Here is a 22,899-nt window from a genome sequence, read left to right on the forward strand (position 1 = left end):
AGACAGAATGGGGATGCACGGTGGGCGCGACGAGGAGGGGGAGCCGGTGATCCAGTCGATCGACCGTGCGGTGAAGATCCTCACGCTCCTGCAGGGCTCGCGCCGCATGGGCATCTCGGAGCTCGCCGCCGCGCTCGACCTGCCGCCGTCGACCGTGCACGGCATCGTGAAGTCGCTCCAGGCGCACGGGCTGGTGGCGCAGCAGCCCAACGGCAATCGCTACGTGCTGGGACCGGCGCTCCTGAAGCTGTCGAGCGTCTACCTCGACACGCTCGACGTGCGGGCGCGCTCGATGCGCTGGATGCACGAGCTCTCCAGCCGCACCGGCCTCGCCACCAGACTGGGAGCCGAGCTCTTCGGCGAGGTCATCGTCATCCACCACGACCGGCGCCCCGACGGCACGGAACAGATGCCGGAGACCGGCCTGACGATCCCGAGTCACGCGTCGGCGCTCGGGAAGGTGCTGCTCGCGTACGATGCCGCGCACGCGGCGGACGCGCTCTCCCGCCCGCTGGCGGCGCTCACGGCCGACACCGTCACCGACCCGGAGCGGGTACGGGCCGGGCTCGAGCAGGTCCGCAGGGAGGCGCTCGGTTTCGAGAACGAGGAAGCCGTCATCGGCGAGTCATCCGTCGCCGCACCGGTCTGCTCGGAGGACGGCGACGTGGTCGCCGCGGTCGCGGTCGTCATGCCCTCGACCGACTGGCCGCCCCCGGACTCCGTCGTCGCCGCCCTCCGCGACGCCGCGCGGAGCATCTCGCGCGACCTCGGCGCGCCGGCGTGGTCGCCGCGCCCGCCCGCGCCCGAGCGCGCCTGAGGGCGATTTCTGCGGTGGAGTGCAGGAAGAGCACCACCTCCACCGCAGAAATCGCCCTCGGTTGCGCGGCGGCGCGGCAGCGGGCGCCGCTCAGTCGTGCTGGGGGAAGCCCAGGTTCAGCCCGCCGTGGCTCGGGTCGAGCCAGCGCGACGTGATCGCCTTCTCCTGCGTGAAGAAATCGAAGCCGCGCGGGCCGTAGGCCTTGGCGTCGCCGAACAGCGAGTCCTTCCAGCCGCCGAACGAGTGGTAGGCCACGGGCACGGGGATCGGCACGTTGATGCCGATCATGCCGACCGTCACCTCGCGCTGGAAGCGCCGCGCGGCGCCGCCGTCGTTGGTGAAGATCGCCGTGCCGTTGCCGTAGCGCGAGGAGTTGATCAGGTCGACGCCGTCCTCGTAGCCGTCGACGCGCACGACCGAGAGCACCGGGCCGAAGATCTCGTCGCGGTACACGGCCGACGACGTCGGCACGTGGTCGATGAGCGTCGGTCCCATCCAGAAGCCGTCGGGTTCTCCGTTCACGTCGGGGTCGCGGCCGTCCACGACGACGGATGCCCCGTCCGCTCCGGCCACGTCGAGGTACCCGGCCACCTTGTCGCGGTGCTCGCGCGTGATGAGCGGACCCATGTCGCACCCGCGGGTGCCGTCGCCGGTGACGAGCCGCGACATCCGCTCGCCGATCTTCGCGACGAGCTCGTCGGCGATCGAATCGACCGCGACGACCGCGGAGATCGCCATGCAGCGCTCGCCCGCCGAGCCGAAGCCCGCGTTGACGGCGGCGTCGGCGGCGAGGTCGAGGTCGGCGTCGGGCAGCACGAGCATGTGGTTCTTCGCGCCGCCGAGGGCCTGGACGCGCTTGCCGTTCGCGGTCGCCGTCGCGTAGATGTATCGCGCGATCGGGGTCGACCCGACGAACGAGATCGAGCGGACGGTCGGGTGCTCGAGCAGGGCGTCGACCGCGACCTTGTCGCCGTGCACGACGTTCAGCACGCCGTCGGGCAGGCCCGCCTCCTGGAAGAGGCGCGCGAGCCACACCGAGGCCGACGGGTCCTTCTCGGACGGCTTGAGCACGACCGTGTTGCCCGTCGCGATCGCGAGGGGGAAGAACCACAGCGGCACCATCGCGGGGAAGTTGAACGGGCTGATGATGCCGACGACGCCGAGCGGCTGCCGCAGCGAGTAGACGTCGATGCCGGTCGAGACGTTCTCGGAGTACTCGCCCTTCGTGTAGGCGGGCATCCCGCAGGCGAGCTCGACGACCTCGAGGCCGCGGGCGATCTCGCCGAGCGCGTCGGCGGTCACCTTGCCGTGCTCGCTCGTGAGGATCGCGGCGAGCTCGTCGGTCCGCGACGCGAGCAGCTCGCGGAAGCGGAACATGATCTGCTGGCGCTTGGCGATCGACGCGTCGCGCCACGCGGGGAACGCGCGGGCGGCGGCCTCGACGGCGAGGTCCACGTCCTCGGTCGAGGCGAAGCGCACGCGTCGCTGCTCGATGCCGTGCGCGGGGTTGTAGACGGGTCCGGTGCGCTCGGAGGCGCCGGAGACGGGCGCGCCGTCGATCCAGTGCTCCACCATCTCGGCGGTCGCGGTGCCCTCGGCGCTGGGGGCGGTCTGGGTGTCGGTCATGGTCTCGTTCCTTCCGAATCGAGTGTCCGGGTCGTTTCGTAGGGTGGTGGCTGCCGCGGCGCCCCGGACGGATGCCGCGGCATCCGTCTCACACGGCGACGGTGCCGAGCACCTCGTCGTAGATCGCGGTGGCCTGCTCGACCTCCTCGGCCGTGACCACGCAGGGCGGCACGACGTGGATGCGGTTCTCGGCGACGAACGGGAGCAGGCCGCGCTCGACGATCGCCCCCTTGATGCGGCCGACCTCGGCGGCGGGCAGCGGCTCGCGCGTCTCGGGGTCGGCGACGAGGTCGAGCGCCCAGAAGACGCCTTCGCCGCGCACCTCGCCGATCACGGCGTGCTTCTCGGCGAGCTCGGTGAGGGCCGGGGCGATCGCCTCGGCGCCGACGCGGCGAGCGTGGTCGACGATGCCCTCGGACTCCATGGCGTCGAGCGCGCCGACGATCGAGGCCATCGCGAGCGGGTGGCCCGAGTAGGTGAGCCCTCCGGGGAAGACCTGCTCGTCGAAGTCGGCGGCGATCTCGTCGGAGATCACGACGCCGCCCACGGGCACGTAGCCCGAGTTCACGCCCTTCGCGAAGCTGATGAGGTCGGGCTTCACGTCGTAGCCGTCGAACGCGAACCAGCGCCCGGTGCGGCCGAAGCCGCACATGACCTCGTCGAGGATCAGCAGGATGCCGTGCCGGTCGCAGAGTTCGCGGACGCCCGCGAGGTACCCGGGCGGCGGCACGAGCACACCGGCGGTGCCGGGCACGGTCTCGAGCAGCACGGCCGCGATCGTCGAGGGCCCCTCGGCCTCGATCACGCGCCGCAGGTGCCGGAGGGCCCGCTCCGACTCCTCCTCGGGCGTCGTCGCCCAGAACTCGGAGCGGTACAGGAAGGGCCCGAAGAAGTGCACGTGCCCGCGCGCGAACTCGTTCGGGATGCGGCGCCAGTCGCCCGTCGACACGATCGCGGCGCCGGTGTTGCCGTGGTACGAGCGGTAGGTCGACAGCACCTTGTCGCGGCCGGTGTGCAGGCGCGCCATCCGGATCGCGTTCTCGTTCGCGTCGGCGCCGCCGTTGGTGAAGAACACCTTGTTCATGCCCTCGGGCGCGCGGTCGGTGATGCGCCTCGCGGCCTCGCCGCGGGCGAGGTTCACGGTGGGTGGGCCGATCGTGGCCAGGAGCTCGGCCTGCTCGCGGATCGCCGAGACGACCGCCGGGTGCTGGTGGCCGATGTTGACGTTGACGAGCTGGCTCGAGAAGTCGAGGTACTCGCGGCCGGAGTGGTCCCAGACCTTGGTGCCGCGACCGCTCGCGACGACGAGCTGCGGCGGACTGCCCTGCGCCGACCAGGAGTGGAAGACGTGTGCAGCGTCGAGCTCGCGCGCGAGCGCGTCGAGGTCGGCGGTGAGGTTCTCGGTCATCAGCGTCGTCGCCTTTCTTCAATGGTGCACCGAACCCCGGTGATCGAGTAGCGCCCGGCGGAGCCGGACGCGTATCGAGATCCTGGACGGGTCTCGATACGGCGCTGCGCGCCTACTCGACCACCGGAGGTGCCACTAGTTGCCGCCCTCGGTGAGGGTGACCTCGATGGGCTCGTAGGACTCGCCCAGGACGTCGACGCCGTCGGCCTCGAGGTTCGCGATGGCCTCGTCGACGTACTCGTTGGTGTACGAACCCTCCGGCGGGTCGGTCGTGATGACCTGCGCGCCGTCCTGGTTCTTCGTCATGAGGGCCATCTCGACGGTGGCGTCCCACTGGTCCTCGTTGATGTGGCCGATGCCGCTCGACGACGGCCAGATCAGCTTGTTGATCTCGTTGGCCATCCAGAGCTGGTGGCTCGTGCCGAGCGTCGAACCGGCGGCGGTGACCGCGTCGGCCGCGGCCTGCGGGTCGTCGCGCTGGTCGATCCAGCCGAGGATCGCGCCCTGGATGAGCTTGACCGCGGTCTCGGCGTACTCGGGGTCGTCCGCGAGGCGGTCGGAGTTCGCCCAGATCGCGTCCTGGAGCATGGCGGTGCCGACCTCGTTCCAGTCGATGACCGAGAAGTCCTCGGGCTGGTAGAGCTCGCCCGTCTCGGGGTTCACGGCCTCGAGCAGCTGCGCGTACTCGTTGTAGGTCATCGCCTGCGCGGCGTCGATCTCCTTGTTGAGCAGCGCGTTCATGTCGAAGTTCTGCTGCACGATCGTGTAGCCCGATGCATCGACCTCGGTGAGGCCCGCGAAGAGCTCCCACTCGTTGCCGAAGCCCCAGCTGCCGATCTGCTTGTCCGAGAGGTCCTCCGGACCCTCGATGCCGCTGTCGGCCCAGGCGACCTGCAGCGTGCCGCTGCGCTCGAAGACCTGCGCGATGTTCGTGATGTTCGCCCCCGCCTCGATCGAGGCGAGCGCCTTCGGCACCCAGGCGATCGCGAAGTCGACGTCGCCGGCGGCCAGCACGTCCTGCGGGACGATGTCGACCGCGCCCGGGATGATCTCGACGTCGAGGCCGAGCTCCTCCCAGTAGCCGTTCGCCTCGGCGAGGTAGTACCCGCCGAACTGGGCCTGCGTGAGCCACTGCAGCTGCAGGGTCACGGGTGTGAGCTCGCCGTCGGCGGTGTCGCCGCCGTCGCCCGAGTCGCTGCCCCCGCCGGAGCAGCCGGCGAGCACGAGCGCGGTCGCGGCTGCTGCCGCCGCGCCCGCGAGGATCCGGTTGCGCTTCATGTGCATTCCTCTCTTGGTGGTGGTGCTCGTGGTGCGGGATCCGACCGGCGGTGCCGGTGGCTGGGGCCGGACGGCGTCGGCCGGCGAGGCGTTGGAGGGTTCCCGGGTTCGGACCGGGGCCGGGGTCATCGGTGGCGGGAGGCGATCCTCTCGATCAGGCTGGTGAGGACGAAGAAGACGAGGCCGAGCAGGATGGCGCCGATGACGAACGCCCACGCCCGGGCGTACGCGCTCGACGCGGCGGCGGTCGTGATCGCCGAGCCGAGCCCCTGGCGCGGGCCGCCGAAGTACTCGGCGACGAGCGCGGAGATGACGGCAAGCGACGAGGCGATGCGGAGGCCGGTGAAGAAGTGGGGCAGCGCCGACGGGATCGTGACGAGCCGCGTGAGCTGCGACGGCGACGCCGCGTACGACTTCATGAGGTCGCGGTGCACTGGGCGCACCTGGCGGAGACCTCGGAGGGTATTGAGGAAGACGGGCACGAACGCGGCGATCGACGCGATCAGGATGCGCGCCACCTCGGAGGTCGAGCCGAACATCGTGTAGAACACCGGCGCGAGGGCCACGATCGGCACGACCGCGACCGCGGCGACGACCGGCGCGAGCATGCCGTCGATGGGCCTGCCGACGGATGCCGCGATCGCGAGCAGCACGCCGATGACCGCGCCGATCACGAGGCCGATGAGCGCGTTGAGGCCGGTCGCGAGGGTCGCGGCGAGCACCTGCGGGGCGTACTGGACGAGCTGGTCGAGGATCGCGGAGGGGCTCGCGAGCACGAACGGCGGGATGCCGGCCGCGACGACGACGAGCTCGGCGAGCAGCACGAGCACGATGAACAGTGCGACGGGCGGCAGCACGAGCTTCGCGAAGCGCGCGAGCGGGCCGTCGCCGGTCGCGCGGCGGCGGCGCGGGGCGGCGGATGCCTCGAGCCCGGGCATCGCGATCGCCGGGTCCGCCTCGGGCGGCGGCGGGGTCTCGACGCGCTCGGGTGCTGCGCTCGTCATCGCACGTCCACCCCCCTCGCCGCGCCGGCGGCGGGTGCGGACTCCGCGCCGTGGAGGGCCTCGCGCACGGCGGTCACGCCGGCGAAGAACGCGGCGTCCTCGCGCAGGTCCTCGCCGCGGTCGGCGGCGTCGCCGAGGCGCACGTCGATCTCGTCGGTGATCCGGCCGGGCCGGGGCGACATCACGACGACGCGGTCGGAGAGGTACACGGCCTCCGGGATCGAGTGGGTCACGAACACGACCGCGGCGCCGGTCTCCGCGCGGATGCGGAGGAGCTCGGTCTGCATGCGCTCGCGCGTCATCTCGTCGAGCGCGCCGAACGGCTCGTCCATCAGCAGCAGCCTGGGCTGCTCGGCGAGCGACCGGGCGATCGCGACGCGCTGCTGCATGCCGCCCGAGAGCTGGTCGGGGTAGTGCTTCGCGAAGTCGGCGAGGCCGACGAGGTCGAGCAGCTCGGCGACGCGTGCGCGGCGGGTCGCGGCATCCGCCCCGTGCAGTTGCAGCGGCAGCTCGATGTTCGCGGCGACCGAGCGCCACGGCAGGAGTCCGGCCTGCTGGAAGGCGATGCCGTACGACTGGTCGATGCGGGCCTGCTTCGCGGTCCTGCCGAACACCCGGATCTCGCCGGCCGTCGGCTCGTCGAGGTCGGCGATGAGGCGGAGCAGGGTCGACTTGCCGCAGCCCGACGGGCCGATGAGCGAGACGAACTCCCCTGCGTGCACCGTGAGCTCGATGCCCGTGAGCGCGACGACCTCCGCACCCTTCGCACCCGCGAAGACGCGCTCGACGCCGCGGGCGACGACGGCCTCCGTGGTCGCGTCGGCGACGGCGGTCGCGGTCGCGCCGCTCGTCGTGTCGGGCGGCGTCGGCTCGGGGGCGGGCGTGCTCGGGGTCGGGCTGCTCATGCGACGGTCTCCTGTCGGCGGAACGGGCTGAGGAAGGCGGCGAGGAGGGCGACGAAGCCTGCCGCGACGAGGCCGAGCAGCACCGCGCCGAGGATCGGCGCCCAGGGCTTCGCCGGGTCGCTCGACGCGGCGACCGCGGTCTCGAGGATGAGGCGGCCGATGCCGCCCGTGAAGCCGACCGAGATCTCGGCGACCACGGTGCCGACGACGGCGTTCGCGGCGGCGAGCCGCAGTGCGGGGATGAGGAACGGCACGCTCGCGGGCAGCCTCAGGCGGAACAGGGTGGTCCACCACCCGGCCGCGTAGCTGCGCATGAGGTCGAGGTGCGCGGCATCCGGCGACTGCAGGCCCCGCAGGGCGCCGACCGCGACCGGGAAGAACGCGAGGTAGCTCGCGATGATCACGACCGACATCCAGCTCTCCCACGAGAACGCGCCGAACTCGAGGCGCGAGCCCCAGTTGCGGATGAGCGGTGCGAGCGCGATGAGCGGCACGGTCTGGCTGAGGATCACGAACGGGAGCACGGCCCGCTCGGCGATCCGGAAGCCGAGCATGAGGAGCGCGAGCGCGAAGCCCACGACGACGCCCACGAGCCATCCGAGCGCCGCGACCCCCAGGCTCGTGAGCGCGGCGAGGAGCACCACGACGCCGAGCGGGAGCGCGCCCTGCGCGCGGGTCACGGGTTCGATGACCCGCGCGACCATGTCCCACGTGTGCGGCATCGCCTGGTCGCTCGTGCGCGGGAGCAGGCGAATGCCGCTGCCGGTGACGCCCTCCTGCGCGCCGACCAGCCAGCCGTCGGCGGGGCCGACGAGCTTGTACAGCTCCCACAGGACGGCGAGCGCGAGGACGCCGACCACGCCCCAGACGACGGCGCGCCAGCGGTTTCCCGTCGGTCGAGGTGCCCGGCGCGAAGCGTCGCGCGGTCCGAGACCCCCACGTGGGGATCTCGAACCGCGTCCGCCTGCGGCGGGCGCCACTCGATCAGCGGGAGCCGTCATCGCTTCGCCGTGATGTGCTCGGAGAGCGCCGGGATCACGGTCTCGCCGTAGACCCGCAGCGTCTCCTCCTTGTTGTCGTGCTGGAGGTAGCCGGCGAACTGGTCGACGCCGAGCTCGGCGAGCGCCTTCAGCTTCTGGATGTGCTGGTCGGCCGAGCCGAGCACGCAGAACCGCTCGACGATCTCGTCGGGCACGAACTCGGTGTGGGTGTTCCCCGCGCGCCCGTGCTCGTTGTAGTCGTAGTCCTGGCGGCCCCGGATGTAGTCCGTGAGCGCATCCGGCACCGTGCCGTGCGCGCCGTACTTCGCGACGATGTCGGCGACGTGGTTGCCGACCATCCCGCCGAACCAGCGGCACTGGTCGCGCATGTGCGCCCAGTCGTCGCCGATGTACATCGGCGCGGCGACGCAGAACTTCACGGATGCCGGGTCGCGCCCGACCTTCTCGGCGGCGTTCCGCACCGTCGTGATCATCCATTCCGCGATGTCGAGGTCGGCGAGCTGCAGGATGAACCCGTCGCCCACTTCGCCCGCCACGCGGAGCGCCATCGGGCCGTAGGCCGCGACCCACACCTCGAGCTCGGATCCCCGGCTCCACGGGAACTGGATCTCCGAACCGTGGTACTCGACCGAACGAGAGTTGCCGAGTTCGCGGATCACGTGGATCGACTCCCGCAGCTCGGTCATCGTGGTCGGCTTGCCGTTCGTGACGCGCACGGCCGAGTCGCCGCGGCCGATGCCGCACACCGTGCGGTTGCCGAACATCTCGTTGAGCGTCGCGAAGACGGACGCCGTGACCGTCCAATCGCGCGTGGCCGGGTTCGTCACGAACGGGCCGACCTTGATGCGCTGGGTCTGCGCGAGGATCTGGCTGTAGATGACGTAGGGCTCCTGCCACAGGATGTGCGAGTCGAACGTCCACACGTGGCTGAAGCCGTGCACCTCGGCGAGCTTCGCGAGCTGGATGGTCCGCGATGCCGGGGGGTTGGTCTGGAGGACCGCTCCGAATTCCATGGTGTTCCCTTCCCTCCCGGTGGTCGAGTAGCGCGAAGCGCGTATCGAGACCTCGTGACGTGATCTCGATACGGTCGCTTCGCTCCCTACTCGATCACCGGTGCCGGACGTTTGGTCAGATCAGGTACTGGCTCAGGCCGCGCTTGAGGTAGCGGCCGTCGCCCTTGGCGCCGACGTAGGCGTCGTCCTCGACGACGACCTTGCCGCGGCTCATGACCGTGTCGACCTTGCCGTCGATCTCGTAGCCCTCCCACGCCGAGTAGTCCATGTTCATGTGGTGCACCTTGTCGAGGCCGATCGACGTGTGGCCGTTCGGGTCGTAGACGACGATGTCGGCGTCGGCGCCGGGCTGGATGACGCCCTTGGTGCCGTAGAGGCCGAACATGCGCGCCGGCGTGGTCGAGGTGAGCTCGACCCAGCGCTCGAGCGTGATCTCGCCGGTCACGACGCCCTGGTACATGAGGTCCATCCGGTGCTCGATCGAGCCGATGCCGTTCGGGATCTTCCGGAAGTCGCCGAGGCCGAGCTCCTTCTGGTCCTTCATGCAGAACGGGCAGTGGTCGGTCGAGACCATCTGCAGGTCGTTCGTGCGCAGCGCCTGCCACATCGAGTCCTGGTGGCCCTCGGCGCGGCTGCGGAGCGGCGTCGAGCAGACCCACTTGGCGCCCTCGAACGCGCCCCACTCGTCGCTCCTCGCGCCGAGCTGGTCCTCGAGCGAGAGGTAGAGGTACTGCGGGCAGGTCTCGCCGTACACGTTCTGGCCCTTGTCGCGCGCCCACGCGAGCTGCTCGACGGCCTGCTTGGCAGAGACGTGCACGACGTAGAGCGGCGCGCCCGTGAGCTTGGCGAGCATGATCGCTCGGTGGGTCGCCTCCTCCTCCATCTCCCAGGCGCGGGCGATGCCGTGGTAGTACGGGTCGGTCTTCCCCTGGTCGACGAGCTGCTGCGCGAGCACGTCGATCGCGGGCCCGTTCTCGGCGTGCATCATCGTGAGCATGCCGGTGTCGCGCGACACCTGCATGGCCTTCAGGATCTGCGCGTCATCCGAGTAGAAGACGCCCGGGTAGGCCATGAACAGCTTGAAGCTCGAGACGCCCTCGTCGGGCAGCTTCTTCATGGCCTCGATCGACGCCTCGTTGACGTCGCCGACGATCTGGTGGAAGCCGTAGTCGATCGCGCAGTTGCCGCCGGCCTTCTCGTGCCAGGCCGCCAATCCGTCCTCGATGCGCTGGCCGTAGGTCTGCACGGCGAAGTCGATGATCGAGGTCGTGCCGCCGTGGGCCGCGGCGATGGTGCCCGACTCGAACGTGTCGGACGCCTCGGTGCCGCCGAACGGCAGCTGCATGTGGGTGTGGGCGTCGATGCCGCCCGGGATGACGTACTTGCCGGTGGCGTCGACGACGCGGTCGACGGATGCCGCGACATCCGTGCCCAGCAGTTCGCTACCGGGCTGGAGGACGGCGACGATCTTCTCGCCGTCGACGAGCACGTCGGCCGCGGCGCGACCGGTGGCGCTGACGACGGTGCCGCCGGAGATGAGGGTGGTGGCCATTGCTGCTCCTGTTTCCCGGTGGTCGAGTAGGCCGCCTGCGGCCGTATCGAGACCTCGTGACGTGATCTCGATACGCTCGCTTCGCTCGCTACTCGATCACCGATGTCTTACGGCTTCGGGATGGACGTGTAGGACTCCGGGCGGCGGTCGCGGTAGAACTGCCACGCGTTGCGGACCTGGCGGATCATGTCCATGTCGAGGTCGCGGACCACGACCTCCTCGGAGGTCTCCGAGCCGTAGTCGCCGACGATGTTGCCCTGCGGGTCGACGAACTGGCTCTTGCCGTAGAAGTTCACGGCGAGGTCGCCGTACTCGTTGTCCTCGAGGCCGACGCGGTTCGCGGCGCCGATGAAGTAGCCGTTCGCGGCGGCCGCCGCAGGCTGCTCGATCTCCCAGAGCCGGTTGGAGAGGCCGGGCTTGGTCGCGTTGGGGTTGAACACGATCTGCGCGCCGTTGAGGCCGAGCTCGCGCCATCCCTCGGGGAAGTGCCGGTCATAGCAGATGTACACGCCGATCGGGCCGACCGCGGTCTGGAAGACGGGGTAGCCGAGGTTGCCGGGGCGGAAGTAGAACTTCTCCCAGAACTTGTCGAGGTTCGGGATGTGGTGCTTGCGGTACGAGCCGAGGATCGTGCCGTCGGCGTCGACCACGACCGCGGTGTTGTAGTAGACGCCGGGCTGCTCCTCCTCGTAGATCGGGAGGACCATGACCATCTCGAGTTCCTCGGCGAGCGCGGCGAAGCGCTGGACGATCGGGCCGTCGGCCGGCTCGGCGAAGTCGTAGTACTTCACGTCCTCCGTGATGCCGAAGTAGGGCCCGTAGAAGAGCTCCTGGAAGCAGATCACCTGGGCGCCCTGCTGCTTGGCCTCGCGGGCGAACTGCTCGTGCTTGTCGAGCATCGACTCCTTGTCACCCGTCCACGTGGTCTGGGTGATGGCCGCTCGAACGATCGTCATGGTGCCTCCTGAGTCGGTCGGCGTCGTTGCCGTCCGCGGGCGGGCCCGGGCGCGTGGTGCGTGGTGCGCTAGTGCCTGCCGTGCGCGCGGGGACGCCGAGCAGTGGTGCCGAGAATCGTCGCCGGCTGGGGACCGGTGGCGAGTGCCAGATCGGGGTTGCGACCCGTTCTGTTATTCTTCGGCGTGAACATTTCCCTTGTGTTTCACTCTGTGACGTGGTGGTTAAACATCCTGTCCCTTGCTTCGTGAGGAGGCAATGGTGCGATCAGGTATTCGAGTGGATGTCTCCGAGCTGACGGCGTTGGCGCCCTTCGCCGACACGACCCCGCGAGGCATCGCGGCCGACCTCGCGCGCCTCGTGAACAGCGGCGAGCTCGAGGCGGGCGACCGCCTGCCCACCGTCCGCGAACTCGCCGGCTCGCTCGGCGTGAGCCCCGCCACGATCAGCCAGGCGTGGCAGGCGCTCGCGCGTGCCGGGCTCATCGAGTCGCGCGGCCGTGCCGGCAGCTTCGTGCGACGGGATGCCGCGGCCGGCCCCGCCGTGCGGATGCGCGGGATGGCGGCACCCGACGACCCGGTCCGGCTCGACCTGTCGCGAGGGACACCCGATCCGCTCCTGCTGCCGCCGCTCGGCCCCGCGCTCTCGCGCGTGTCGGCACGCGCCGACGTCGGCAGCTACCAGGCCGAGCCCGTCATCCCGGCACTAGCCACCGTGCTCCGCGACTCGTGGCCGAGCGAGGCGGAGTCGATCGTCGTCGTCGACGGCGCGTTGGACGCGATCTCGCGCACGCTCGACCAGGTCGTCCGCTTCGGCGACCGGGTCGTCGTCGAGCATCCCGGCTTCCCGCCGTTCCTCGACCTCCTCGACCTGCTCGGCGCCGAGGCCGTGCCGGTCGCGATCGACGAACAGGGGATGTCTCCCGAGGGGCTCGCCACCGCGCTGCGGCGCCGGCCGGCGGCCATCCTGCTGCAGCCTCGCGCCCAGAACCCGACCGGGGCGTCGATGACGCCGTCACGCGCCGCGGCGCTGGCGGGAGCCATCCGCTCGGCCGTCGACGAGCACGGGCTCGACCTCGTCGTCGTCGAGGACGACCACTCCGGACTCATCTCGACCGAGGGCGACGTCACGCTCGGCACCCACCTGCCCGACCGCGTGGTGCACGTTCGCAGCTTCTCGAAGTCGCACGGCCCCGACCTGCGCATCGCCGCCGTCGGCGGGCCGCGCGACCTCATCGGGCGCATCATGGCGCGACGCATGCTCGGGCCCGGCTGGACGTCGCGCATGCTTCAGTCGATCCTGCTCGACCTGCTGACGGATGGCGCGGCCATCGACGCCGTCGCCGAGGCGCGCCGCGCGTACTACACGCGCCAGCGCGCGCTCGGCGACGCGCTGCGCGCGCGGGGCGTGCCGGTGATCCACGCCGACGGGATCAACCTCTGGATGCCGGTCGAGTCGGAGCGGTCGACGCTCGTGCAGCTCGCCGCGGCGGGGATCCGGGTGGCGGGCGGGACGCCGTTCCTCGCGGCGGCGAACGGGTCGCCGGTGGCGGGGGCGTCGGCGGTGCGCGGGGCTTCGGCGGCGCGCGCGGCTGCCCGTGAGCGGGAGTACGTGCGGGTCACCGCGGGCGCGGTGCGGGAGAACGCGTCGGGCGTGGCGGATGCGCTCGCGGTGGCGGCGCAGCATCTCGCGGCGGGCGGGTACTGAGGGGGGCTGCGGTCGTCGGCTCGTCGGTCATGACCGTGCGATTCGGCGCGGTCCTCAGCGCCCCCGTCCGCGTCGCGATCACGCCGACTCGTCCTCCACAGCCCTCGCCGGACTCGATCCATCCACAGGAAAATGCCCGGTCTGAGGCAGAATCCATGACACTCCGAATGTCGGAGGGTGCGTGCAGGATCGAAGCATGGACGAACCCCTGGCGACGCTCGAGCGCGAGCTCGGTGCGCTGCGCGTGGCGTGGGGTGAGGCGATGCCGGCGTTCGGGTCGATCCCGGGCGACGCGCAGGGCGAACTCGAGCAGATGAGCGACCCCGGGCTCGTCCGGGCGGCCGATGGGCTGGCCTCGCTGCGTCGCGGGGTCGATGCGCTGCTCGCGCGCGCCGCCGCAGAGGTCGCCCGGCGATCCGGGCCGGAGTTCGGCGAACTCGGCCTGGCGAAGGCGCAGGGCTTCCACAATGCGGGTCGACTCGTCGCCGCTTCGACCGGGGCGTCACGCGGCGATGCCGCCCGGCTGATCGCCGTCGGCTCGGCGACCGCCACGCGCGAAACCTTCGTCGGCGGGCGGATGCCACCGCGGCGGCCGCACGTCGCAGGCGCCCTCGATCGCTCTGCGATCAGTCTCGAGGCCGCATCCGCGATCACGACGATGCTCGACCGCGTGGCGCTGCGCGCCGATCCCGCCCTGATCGACGTGGCCGAGGCGGCGCTCACCGAGCTCGCCGAGCGTGCGCCGCTCGAGCTGCTCGTGCGCGGCATCCGCGAGGCGGAGGCCCGACTCGACGCCGACGGGGTGGAACCGCGCGAAGAGCAGCTGCGCGAGCAGCGCTCGCTCACGATGCGCGAAGACCGCCACGGCGTCGTGCACCTGCACGCCAGGCTCGACCCCGAGACTGCGGCGCCCGTGAAGGCGGCCGTCGAAGCGCTCGTCGGCGACGCGCTCCGGCGACGCGACCCGCTGCCCGGCGAACCGCGCCCCGTCGTCGACGACCGCCGGTCGATTCCGCAGTTGCAGGCCGACGCGCTCGCGGCGATCGCACGCCACGCGCTCGGCTGCGAGACGACCCTGACGCCGCTCGCGAAGACCACCGTCGTCGTGCGCGTCGACCTCGACACGCTCGTCGCCGGACTCGGCGATGCTCGCATCGACGGACTCGACCAGCCGATCTCCGCGACCACCGCCCGGCGGCTCGCCGCCGACGCCGAGCTGATCCCCGCGGTGCTCGGCGGTCCGAGCCTGCCCCTCGACCTCGGCCGCACCGCCCGCCTCTTCACCCGTGCCCAACGGCTCGCCCTCGGCGAGCGCGACGGCGGCTGCGCGTGCTGCGGGCAGAACGTCGGCTACGTCGAGGCGCACCACATCCGCTGGTGGGAACGCGACGCAGGGCCGACCGACCTCGCCAACGGAGTCCTCCTCTGCAGCTTCTGCCACCACCTGATCCACCGTGAGGGGTGGTCGATACGCCCCGAGGCGAACGCGGTCTGGTTCATCCCGCCACCGCACGTCGATCCCGACCGCGTTCCGCGGCTCGGCGGGCGGGCGCGATTCGAACTGCAGATGACGGATGCCGCGGCGTGAGCGGGCGCGCCGGCGCTGCACGGGTACGAGTGGGAGGCGTTCAGGCTCAGGCTCAGGCGCGCGCCGCGCTCGGCGCCTTCGCGTAGTGGTCCGGCGTGATCGTGAGCTCCGCCTGCCCGGCCGTGATCGAGCGCAGGTCGAGCACGTACCGCGTGAGCTCGGACTCGGGCACGTGCGCCACCACCCGCGCCCGGCCGTCGCTCGCGGCCTCGGTCGCACTCACGCGACCACGACGGCCCGACAGGTCGGTGAGCACGGCCCCCTGCAGGTCGTTCGGCACGGTCACCGTCACGCTCGATACGGGTTCGAGCAGGACCGTCCCGGCCTCGGCGAGCGCCGCCTTCACGCCGATCGACGCGGCGGTGCGGAACGCCATGTCCGACGAGTCCACCGAGTGCGTCTTGCCGTCGGTCAACTCCACCCGCACGTCGACGACCGGGTGCCCCTGCGGTCCACCCGTCGCGAGCGCGTCGCGAGCGCCCTTCTCGACGGCGGTGATGTACTGGCGCGGCACCGCACCTCCGGTGACCGAGTCGACGAACTCGAACCCGTCCCCGGGCGGAAGCGGCGACACCGTGAGCTGCACCACCGCGAACTGTCCGTGCCCGCCCGATTGCTTCTTCAACTTGCCCTCGACCGAGGCCTTGCCCGCGATCGTCTCGCGGTACGCGACGGGCGCCGGACGGGTCTCGACCTTGACCCCGAAGATCCGGGCGAGACGCTCGACCGCGACCGCCACGTGCGTGTCGCCGAGCCCTCGGAGCACCGTCTGGTCCCCCGCCCGGTCGACCACGAGCGTCGGGTCCTCCGCAGTCAGTCGCGCGAGCGCGACGGGCAGCTTCTCGTCATCCGACTGCGACGCGGGCTCGAGCGCGACCGCGTACACGGGCGGTCGGGGCGGCGTCGCCGCAGGTCGGGCGGTACCCGATGCGCGCGACCAGAGCAGCGATCCCGACGGCGACCCCGTGAGCTTCGCGACGGCCCCGACCTCGCCGGCGGCGAGCGTTCCCGCGGTCACGTGCTCGGCGCCGCGCAGCCGGAACAGTCCGTGGATCCGCTCGTCAACCCCGGTCGTGGCGTTCCGCAGCTTGTCGCCGGTCCGCAGCGTGCCCGAGAGCACCTTGAGCATCGACACCTGGCCGACGAACGGGTCGGCCACGGTCCGGAAGACGTGCACGAGCGTGTCGCCCTCCTCGTTCGGCGCGACCTTCAGCTCCGACCCGCCCGACCCCTCGCCGACGAGGATGCGCCCGTCGCGGTCGGTCGCGGCGGGCGTGAGTTCGCAGACGAGGTCCGCGACCCGGTCGACGCCCGTCCCGTTGACCCCCGAGCAGACGAGCACCGGCACCGCCTCGCCATCCGCGACCTCCCGCGCGAACGTCCGCCCGAGCTCCGACGCCGACGGCTCGTCGCCCTCGAGGTACGCCTCGAGCTGCGCGTCGTCGTGCGAGACGATGTCCTCCGTCACCTCGACGTGCATCGCGTGCTCCTCGGCCTCCGCCTCCGGCGGCAGCGGCTCGTCGTGGTGCGTCCCGTCGTCGTCGTAGACGTGCGCCTCCTCGCTGAGCACGTCGGCGATCGCACGGAACGCCGCCTCCTCGCCGATCGGCAGCTCGAGCGCCCACAGGTGCTCGCCGAACTCGGCGCGCAGCTCCGCGAGCACGCGCCGGAAGTCCGCCCGCGCCTTGTCCTCCTGGGTGACCACCACGACATGCGGCACCCCGGCGGCCGCGGCGGCATCCCACGCCGCGCGCGTCCCGGCGACCACGCCGTCGACCGCGCTCACCGTGATGAGCGCGACGTCCGCCACTGACAGCGCTGCGTCGACGGCGCCCACGAAGTCCGGATGACCCGGGGTGTCCGCGAGCGTCACCGTGTACGCCGTCCCGTCCGGCCCCGTCCAATCGAGATGGGCGAGCGAGAGCCCGAGGCTCGTGTGCCGGGCGATCTCCTCGGGCTCGTGGTCGCAGACGGTGTTCCCCTGCTCGACGGATCCCGTCCGCGGGATCGCGCCGGCGCGATGCAGGAGCGCCTCCGCGAGTGTGGTCTTCCCCGAGCCCGAAGCGCCCACGAGGGCGACGGTCCGGTGGGTCTGGGGCGATGCCGAATTCATGGGGCCTCCCGCGCCGGTGCGGTTCCGTGCGTCCATCGTCGCGCGCGGAGGCCCTCAGGTCCAGAGGACGGACGTCCCGATCTGCGCGCTCGCCGGTCCGGGCGCCGCCGGTCAGCCGGCCGCGGCCCGCCGCTCGGCGACCAGTGCCCGCGTCTCCGGCGCGATGCGCGCGCCGAGCTCCGCGATCAGCGCCTCGTCGTCCCCGACGACGATGAAGGTGTCGACGCCGTGCCGGGTCGCCAGGTCGGCGAGGGTCTCCGGGTCCGAGTGGCGGGGCCCGACGTTCAGCAGGCGACGGATGCTCCGGGGCTCGCGCCCTGCGCCGCGCGCCGCCGCGTCGATGATCTCGTGCCCCGCATCGAGGGAGTCCGCGCCGTGCTCGAGCCGGCCGAGCGACGGCAGCCACCCGTCGGCCGCGCTCCCCAGCAGCCGGAGTCCCTTGGGTCTCATCACGCCGAGCCAGATGGGCATCGGCCTCTGCACTGGGGCGGGTCCTCGCTTCGCGCCGCGGATCGGGTAGTGCGTGTTGTGCAGGAACACGCCGCCCGAGGCATCCGTGTCCTGCAGCTCGCGGATCACGGTGATGGCCTCGCCGAGCGCGCCGACCTGCTCGGCGGGCGTCCGGCTCGGTGCGCCCATCGCGACCGCGGCCGGCGCGAACCCGCCCGCGCCGAGCCCCAGCGCGACGCGACCGCCCGTGAGCAGGTCGAGGGATGCCGCGGAGCGGGCGAGCACGGCCGGCGGCCGGAGCAGCAGGTTGTGCACGTTCGCGGAGATGCGGATGCGACTCGTGCGCGCGCCGACCCAGCTCATGAGCGTCCACGTGTCGAGGAATCGCGGCTGGTACGGGTGGTCCTGGAACGTGACGAACTCCAGCCCGGCGAGCTCGCTCGCGATGGCGAGCTCGACCGTGTGCTCGGGCTCGAGCGCCGAGGGCGTGATGAACGTTCCGAACTCGATCGGGCGGCCGTAGTCGGGCATGGGGCCACGCTACGCGCTCCCGGACCTCCGCGCCCGTGCCGCCTCGAGCAGCTCGAGGACCTCCTCGTCGGTCGTCTGGCGGAAATCGGCGTACGCCTGGCCGACCGCCATGAACCAGTCCGGGACCTCGACGGCGACCAGGGCGTCGGCCGACGGCACGCGCGCCGCGGCGTCCTTCGGCGCGACCGGAACCGCGAGCACGACGCGACGCGCACCGCGAGCGCGGGCGACCTCGCATGCGGCCTCGGCCGTCGCGCCGGTCGCGAGGCCGTCGTCGACGATGAGCGCCGTGCGGCCGCCGAGCGGCTCGGGCGCGCGGTCGCCGCGCAGCTGCGCCACGCGGCGGTCGAGTGTCTGCTGCTCCTGCCGTTCGACCTCGGCGAATCGGCGATCCGAGACGCGGGCGCGCCGCACGATCCCGTGGTCGACGACGCGGACGCCGCCCTCGCCGATGGCGCCCATGGCGACCTCCGACTGACCCGGTATGCCGAGCTTCCGGACGACGATCACGTCGAGCGGCGCGTCGAGCCCCTCGGCCACCGCCGCCGCGACCGGCACGCCGCCGCGCGGCAGCCCGAGGACGACGACGTCCTCGTCGCGGAAGCCGTCGAGCCGCTCCAGCAGGGCGGCCGCCGCGTCGGCGCGGTCACGGAACATGCCTCCAGCATGCGCCCCGCGCCCGTGCCCGGCGGGGCCGTTGGTCCCCGCGACACCGGCCCAGGCGGTGTCGCACCGAGGGCCGCCGGCCGGGCGGGGAGGTGCGCATCGGCCGGGGTGACCTTCGTCCCCCGCGCGCCGCGGCATCCGTCGCACGCTGGCAGTCGAAGCCGAGGGGACCGAGATGGATGCCTGGACGACGCGAGGCGACGGACGCCTCACCGCATCGACGCCGCCCGAACCCGAGCCGGCCGACGGCGAACTCGTCGTCGAGGTCGCCGCGTGCGGGGTGTGCCGGACCGACCTGCACGTGATCGACGGCGAGCTCGCGCCGCGCCGCAGCCCGGTCGTCCCCGGGCACCAGGTCGTGGGCCGCGTCGTCGCGACCGGACACGACGTGCGTCGCACCGCGGTCGGCGACCTCGTCGGGATCGCCTGGCTGCGCTCGACGTGCGGCGCCTGCCGCTGGTGCCGGTCGGGGCGCGAGAACCTCTGCCCCGATGCGCGGTTCACGGGCTGGGACGCCGACGGCGGCTACGCGCGGTTCGCCACCGTGCCCGAGGCGTTCGCGTACGCCCTGCCGGCTGACGCGGACCCCGTCGCGGTCGCACCGCTGCTCTGCGCGGGCATCATCGGCTACCGCGCGCTCCGCCGCGCGAACCTGCCGCAGGGCGGGCGGCTCGGGCTGTACGGCTTCGGCTCGAGCGCGCACCTGACGGCCCGGCTCGCGATGGCCGGGGGCGCGAGCGTCGTCGCGATGACGCGTGGCGAGGCGAACCAGCGGCTCGCCCGCGAGCTCGGACTGGACTTCGTCGGCGGCGAGCGCGACGCCGCGCCCGAGCCGCTCGATGCTGCGATCGTGTTCGCGCCGGCCGGCGACCTCGTGCCCGTCGCGCTCGAGGCCACGATGCGGGGCGGCACCGTCGTGCTGGCCGGCATCCACATGACCGACGTCCCGTCGATGACCTACGCCGACCACCTCTTCCTCGAGCGCGACCTGCGGACCGTCACGGCGAACACCCGTGCGGACGGCGACGAGTTCCTGCGGCTCGCGCTGCGCCTCGGCGTCGCGCCGACCGCGACGCCCTACGAATTCGAACGAGCGGATGCCGCGGTCGACGACCTGCGATCCGGCCGCGCGTCGGGCTCGCTCGTGCTCGTGCGCGAGGCCTGAGGGCCGCGGAAGGCGGAAGCGGCGCGCCGGACCCGCGCAGCCCTGGCTCCGAGCCCCCGCGCCCCCGCGCCCCGAGATTCCAGGCCTTCTGGCGCATGAGAATCCGGGAGATGGGCGCGCTGGAGCGCGCATCTCCCGGGATTCTCATTCGCCAGTCGCCGCACGGCCCGACGTCCGACGCGCCGACCGGCGGCCACGGCGCCGGGCGGCGCTAGCGTGGAACGGTGAAGATCACGGTGCTCGCGGGCGGAGTCGGTGGCGCGCGGTTCGCGCGCGGCGTGCGCGAGGAGTGCGCGCGCCGATGGCCGGCTGCGCCCGACGCCGAACCGGCCGCCGACGGCACCCCGGCGAGCGCCGCCGACGTGAGCGTCGTCGTGAACACCGGCGACGACCTCTGGCTCTCGGGCGTGCGGCTCATGCCCGACTTCGACTCGCTGCTCTACGCCCTCGCGGGCGTCAACGACACCGAACGCGGCTGGGGTCGCGCCGGCGAGTCCGAACGCGTCGCCGCCGAGCTCCGCGAGTGGGGCGTCGGCTGGCCGTGGTTCACGCTCGGCGACCTCGACCTCGGCACGCACCTCGCGCGCACGTCGTGGCTGCGCGACGGCCTCGCGCCGTCCGAGGTGGCCGAACGGCTCCAGCGCCGGTGGCGCCTCGGCGTGCGACTGATCCCCGCGACCGACACCGAGGTCGACACGCACGTGCGCATCGATCCGGCGCACCCCGACGCCGCGGGCCGCGACCAGCTGCACTTCCAGGAGTGGTGGACCCGCTACCGCGCATCCATACCCGCGCTCGGCTTCGAGCAACGCAACCTCGCCGACGCTCGACCCGCGCCTGGCGTCGAGGCCGCGATCGCCGACGCCGACGTGGTGCTCCTCGCCCCCTCGAACCCCGTCGTGTCGATCGGCACGATCCTCGCGATCCCCGGCATCCGCGACGCGCTCGCCACAGCGGCCGCGCCCGTCGTCGGCGTCTCCCCGATCATCGGCGGCCGGGTCGTGCGGGGCATGGCCGACGCGTGCCTCTCGGCGATCGGCGTCGAGACGGATGCCGCGGCCGTCGCGCGGCACTACGGCCCGCGCGCGACGGGCGGCGTGCTCGACGGCTGGCTCGTCGACGAGACGGATGCCGCGGCCGTGCCCGGTCTCGTCGGCGACGGGTTCGCCGCGGCATCCGCCCCGCTCTGGATGCACGACCTCGACACGTCGGCCGCGCTCGCGGGCGCGGCGCTCGACCTCGCGGCGGATGCCGCGGCGGGCACCGCGCCCGCGGGGCACCGCTGACTCAGCGGCCGCCGCGAGGCAGCGGGATCACCGGGCACTCGAAGTACCGGAGCACCCCGCCGAGCGCGAGGTCGCCCGCGCCGGCCGCGGCCCACAGCTCCTCGTCGGAGTCGAGCACGCCGTCGTCGTCGAGGTCGCCCGAGGCGAGCGCCGCACCGTAGCCGTTCGGCAGGAGCACCTCGGTGACGACCCAGCGACCGCCCCGGTACCCCGGGTCGCCGGGCGCGGCCGTGGCGACGTTCGCCTGCGTGCCCTCCGGGAAGGCGTAGATCGGCTGGAACGACGACGCGGGCGCGCCGGTGCCCGAGAAGTCGGTGGGCGTCCCGACGGTGCGGTACTGGGCGCCGTCGACCCAGAAGGCCGGTCCGCTGACGCCCGCGGCGTTCGCCGCCGGAGCGCCCGCCAGGACCCCGCCGACCGCCAGTGCCGCGGCGGCGACCGTCCCGAGGATCGGGCGGATCCGTGTGGTGTGCATGAGATTCCCCTTCCGTTCGGCCGCCGGTTCCGACGGCCCTCCAGCAGTCAATGCCGGAGCCGCGCGAGCGGCGACGGGGCAGCGCTGACGGTGCGCTTACCGTCCGCTTACGCGGGGATTACGGGGGCGCAGCTCAGGGGATGTAGTCGACCAGGCCCTGCGGCGCGACGGCGGCGCGGTAGCGTTCGACGAGCTCGCGCCATCCGAAGCCCTCGGTGTACTCGTGCTCGTACACGGCCTCGGTGAAGTGCCACAGCAGGTACGGATGCGCGCCCAGCGCGTACAGCGCACCGAAGTCGCGCGCGGCGAACGCGGCCCGCTCGGCCTCGGTGAGCACCCGGTCGTCGGTCGGGCCGTCAGGCGTGCCGCCGCCCGCGAGCCAGCGCTCGACGAACGCGGGCGGGTCGGCGACGTACTCGACGACCGTCGCGTCGCCGAGCTCGACCGCCCGGATGAACTTGTCGACCATGTACGCGCTCATCAGCGGGTGCTCCAGAGGAAGAACGGACTCGTGGAGAAGCGCGACTCGGGCACGTCGACGAAGTCGGCGGCGCGGCCGCCCATCGCCGCGAGCGCCGCGACCGCGTTCAGGAACTGGGAGGTCATGCTGCCGGCCGCGGTCAGGCGGTCGACGTCGCTGCAGACCCGGATCGCGCCGTCGAGGTCGCCGTCGCGCATCCATCCGGCGGCGAGCGCGTCGAACTCGGGGTCCGGCGACCCCGCGAACGTGCGGGGGCCGCCGACGTCGTTCGCCATGTGCCCGGAAGTGAGGATCCCAACCCGCGCGTCGGCGTCCCAGTCATCGATCGAGCGCCGCAGGTGCTCCCCCAGCGCGACGAACCGGCGTACCGACGGAACCGGCGGCATCGACGCGTTCGCGTGGATCGGCACGACCGGGATGTCGAGCTCGGGCCGCACGTACTGCAGCGGGATCACGAATGCGTGGTCGAGGCGCCACTCGAGGCTCACCGAGAAGTCGATGGCGTCGGGTTGCACGCTCCGGCCGGCGATCCGGTCGGCGAGCTCGCGGTGGCCGACGACCTCCGCGTACTCCATCCCAAACGTGCGCACCTCGTTCTCCCACGTGCCGTGGTACGCGTCGGCCTTGCCGATCGCGAACGCGGGGGAGTTGTCGTAGAAGAACTGCCGGAGGTGGTCGGTGCCGATGACGACGAGCACGTCGACCTCGTGCGACGCGACCGCCTCGCGGATGCGCGCGAAGTTCGCCGCGATCGGCCGCAGGTCGTCGGGCACGGGGTCGGTCATGGCGCGCCACAGCAGCGGGTTGTGCGGCGTGACCGCAGCGAGCACGAGCTCGGCCATCGGGTTCCTTTCGTTGCGTCGCGGGTCGGCTCAGCGG

20 protein-coding genes are annotated in these 22,899 nt (G+C 72.4%); 5 read left to right on the top strand and 15 right to left on the bottom strand.

The annotated features are described in order from the left end of the window. Positions 1-7 precede the first annotated feature (7 nt). Positions 8-817, top strand: coding sequence for an IclR family transcriptional regulator (locus tag GLX25_RS03805; protein ID WP_240898137.1), 810 nt, complete (start codon positions 8-10; stop codon positions 815-817). A 90-nt stretch (positions 818-907) separates the two neighbouring features. Here the strand turns inward: GLX25_RS03805 and GLX25_RS03810 are convergent, their stop codons facing one another. The 9 genes from GLX25_RS03810 to GLX25_RS03850 form a co-directional block, all read right to left on the bottom strand. Further along, positions 908-2,443, bottom strand: coding sequence for a CoA-acylating methylmalonate-semialdehyde dehydrogenase (locus GLX25_RS03810; protein ID WP_205719821.1), 1,536 nt, complete (start codon positions 2,441-2,443; stop codon positions 908-910). An 88-nt stretch (positions 2,444-2,531) separates the two neighbouring features. Then, on the bottom strand, positions 2,532-3,851 hold the full coding sequence (locus GLX25_RS03815; RefSeq protein ID WP_155840882.1) for an aspartate aminotransferase family protein: 1,320 nt from the start codon (positions 3,849-3,851) through the stop codon (positions 2,532-2,534). A gap of 135 nt (positions 3,852-3,986) precedes the next feature. Beyond that, entirely contained in the window at positions 3,987-5,129 is a 1,143-nt protein-coding gene (locus GLX25_RS03820) for an ABC transporter substrate-binding protein (RefSeq protein WP_155840883.1), read from the bottom strand. 125 nt (positions 5,130-5,254) lie between these two features. Continuing rightward, complete coding sequence (locus GLX25_RS03825) at positions 5,255-6,133, bottom strand: ABC transporter permease (protein WP_240898138.1); 879 nt, start codon at positions 6,131-6,133, stop codon at positions 5,255-5,257. Then, positions 6,130-7,038: an ABC transporter ATP-binding protein gene (locus GLX25_RS03830; RefSeq protein ID WP_155840884.1), complete on the bottom strand. Its 909-nt coding sequence runs from the start codon at positions 7,036-7,038 to the stop codon at positions 6,130-6,132. Before GLX25_RS03830 ends, GLX25_RS03825 begins: the two co-directional genes overlap by 4 nt. After that, positions 7,035-7,898 (bottom strand): ABC transporter permease, encoded by an 864-nt coding sequence (locus GLX25_RS03835; RefSeq protein ID WP_271192357.1) that lies wholly within the window; start codon positions 7,896-7,898, stop codon positions 7,035-7,037. The genes GLX25_RS03830 and GLX25_RS03835 overlap by 4 nt, the downstream gene beginning before the upstream one ends. A gap of 137 nt (positions 7,899-8,035) precedes the next feature. Continuing rightward, entirely contained in the window at positions 8,036-9,052 is a 1,017-nt protein-coding gene (locus GLX25_RS03840; protein WP_155840886.1) for a TIGR03842 family LLM class F420-dependent oxidoreductase, read from the bottom strand. A 115-nt stretch (positions 9,053-9,167) separates the two neighbouring features. Then, positions 9,168-10,604 carry a dihydropyrimidinase gene (gene hydA / locus GLX25_RS03845; RefSeq protein WP_155840887.1) on the bottom strand — a complete coding sequence of 479 codons (1,437 nt, stop codon included), beginning with the start codon at positions 10,602-10,604 and terminating at the stop codon, positions 9,168-9,170. A gap of 107 nt (positions 10,605-10,711) precedes the next feature. Then, complete coding sequence (locus GLX25_RS03850) at positions 10,712-11,560, bottom strand: nitrilase-related carbon-nitrogen hydrolase (protein WP_155840888.1); 849 nt, start codon at positions 11,558-11,560, stop codon at positions 10,712-10,714. Between the two features lie 277 nt (positions 11,561-11,837). On the opposite strand from GLX25_RS03850, the gene GLX25_RS03855 reads away from it, so the two are divergent. Both GLX25_RS03855 and GLX25_RS03860 read left to right on the top strand, forming a co-directional pair. Next, positions 11,838-13,265: an aminotransferase-like domain-containing protein gene (locus GLX25_RS03855; RefSeq protein ID WP_338081364.1), complete on the top strand. Its 1,428-nt coding sequence runs from the start codon at positions 11,838-11,840 to the stop codon at positions 13,263-13,265. Positions 13,266-13,461: 196 nt separating this feature from the next. After that, a complete protein-coding gene (locus GLX25_RS03860) occupies positions 13,462-14,853 on the top strand; it encodes an HNH endonuclease signature motif containing protein (protein WP_155840890.1) in 1,392 nt (463 codons plus the stop codon). Positions 14,854-14,905: 52 nt separating this feature from the next. Here GLX25_RS03860 and GLX25_RS03865 read toward each other — a convergent pair whose 3' ends face one another. From GLX25_RS03865 to GLX25_RS03875, 3 genes are all read right to left on the bottom strand, one after another. Beyond that, a complete protein-coding gene (locus GLX25_RS03865; RefSeq protein ID WP_155840891.1) occupies positions 14,906-16,966 on the bottom strand; it encodes an elongation factor G in 2,061 nt (686 codons plus the stop codon). A gap of 111 nt (positions 16,967-17,077) precedes the next feature. After that, positions 17,078-17,947 (bottom strand): LLM class flavin-dependent oxidoreductase, encoded by an 870-nt coding sequence (locus GLX25_RS03870; protein ID WP_155840892.1) that lies wholly within the window; start codon positions 17,945-17,947, stop codon positions 17,078-17,080. A gap of 9 nt (positions 17,948-17,956) precedes the next feature. Next, positions 17,957-18,604, bottom strand: coding sequence for a phosphoribosyltransferase (locus tag GLX25_RS03875; RefSeq protein WP_155840893.1), 648 nt, complete (start codon positions 18,602-18,604; stop codon positions 17,957-17,959). A 184-nt stretch (positions 18,605-18,788) separates the two neighbouring features. Between GLX25_RS03875 and GLX25_RS03880 the strand changes: the two genes are divergently transcribed. Both GLX25_RS03880 and cofD read left to right on the top strand, forming a co-directional pair. Beyond that, positions 18,789-19,778 carry a zinc-dependent alcohol dehydrogenase family protein gene (locus GLX25_RS03880; protein WP_155840894.1) on the top strand — a complete coding sequence of 330 codons (990 nt, stop codon included), beginning with the start codon at positions 18,789-18,791 and terminating at the stop codon, positions 19,776-19,778. Between the two features lie 224 nt (positions 19,779-20,002). Next, positions 20,003-21,064 carry a 2-phospho-L-lactate transferase gene (cofD, locus tag GLX25_RS03885; RefSeq protein ID WP_166548421.1) on the top strand — a complete coding sequence of 354 codons (1,062 nt, stop codon included), beginning with the start codon at positions 20,003-20,005 and terminating at the stop codon, positions 21,062-21,064. Position 21,065: 1 nt separating this feature from the next. On the opposite strand, the gene GLX25_RS03890 is transcribed toward cofD, so the two are convergent. The 3 genes from GLX25_RS03890 to GLX25_RS03900 all read right to left on the bottom strand — a co-directional run bounded on the left by GLX25_RS03890 (position 21,066) and on the right by GLX25_RS03900 (position 22,862). Beyond that, entirely contained in the window at positions 21,066-21,539 is a 474-nt protein-coding gene (locus GLX25_RS03890; RefSeq protein ID WP_155840895.1) for a hypothetical protein, read from the bottom strand. A gap of 133 nt (positions 21,540-21,672) precedes the next feature. Further along, a complete protein-coding gene (locus GLX25_RS18455) occupies positions 21,673-22,020 on the bottom strand; it encodes a hypothetical protein (RefSeq protein WP_205719822.1) in 348 nt (115 codons plus the stop codon). After that, positions 22,020-22,862: a DODA-type extradiol aromatic ring-opening family dioxygenase gene (locus GLX25_RS03900; RefSeq protein WP_155840896.1), complete on the bottom strand. Its 843-nt coding sequence runs from the start codon at positions 22,860-22,862 to the stop codon at positions 22,020-22,022. The genes GLX25_RS18455 and GLX25_RS03900 overlap by 1 nt, the downstream gene beginning before the upstream one ends. Between the last annotated feature and the right edge of the window lie 37 nt (positions 22,863-22,899).

It is taken from the genome of Agromyces luteolus, from assembly GCF_009729855.1.
GTDB classification, from domain to species: domain Bacteria; phylum Actinomycetota; class Actinomycetes; order Actinomycetales; family Microbacteriaceae; genus Agromyces; species Agromyces luteolus.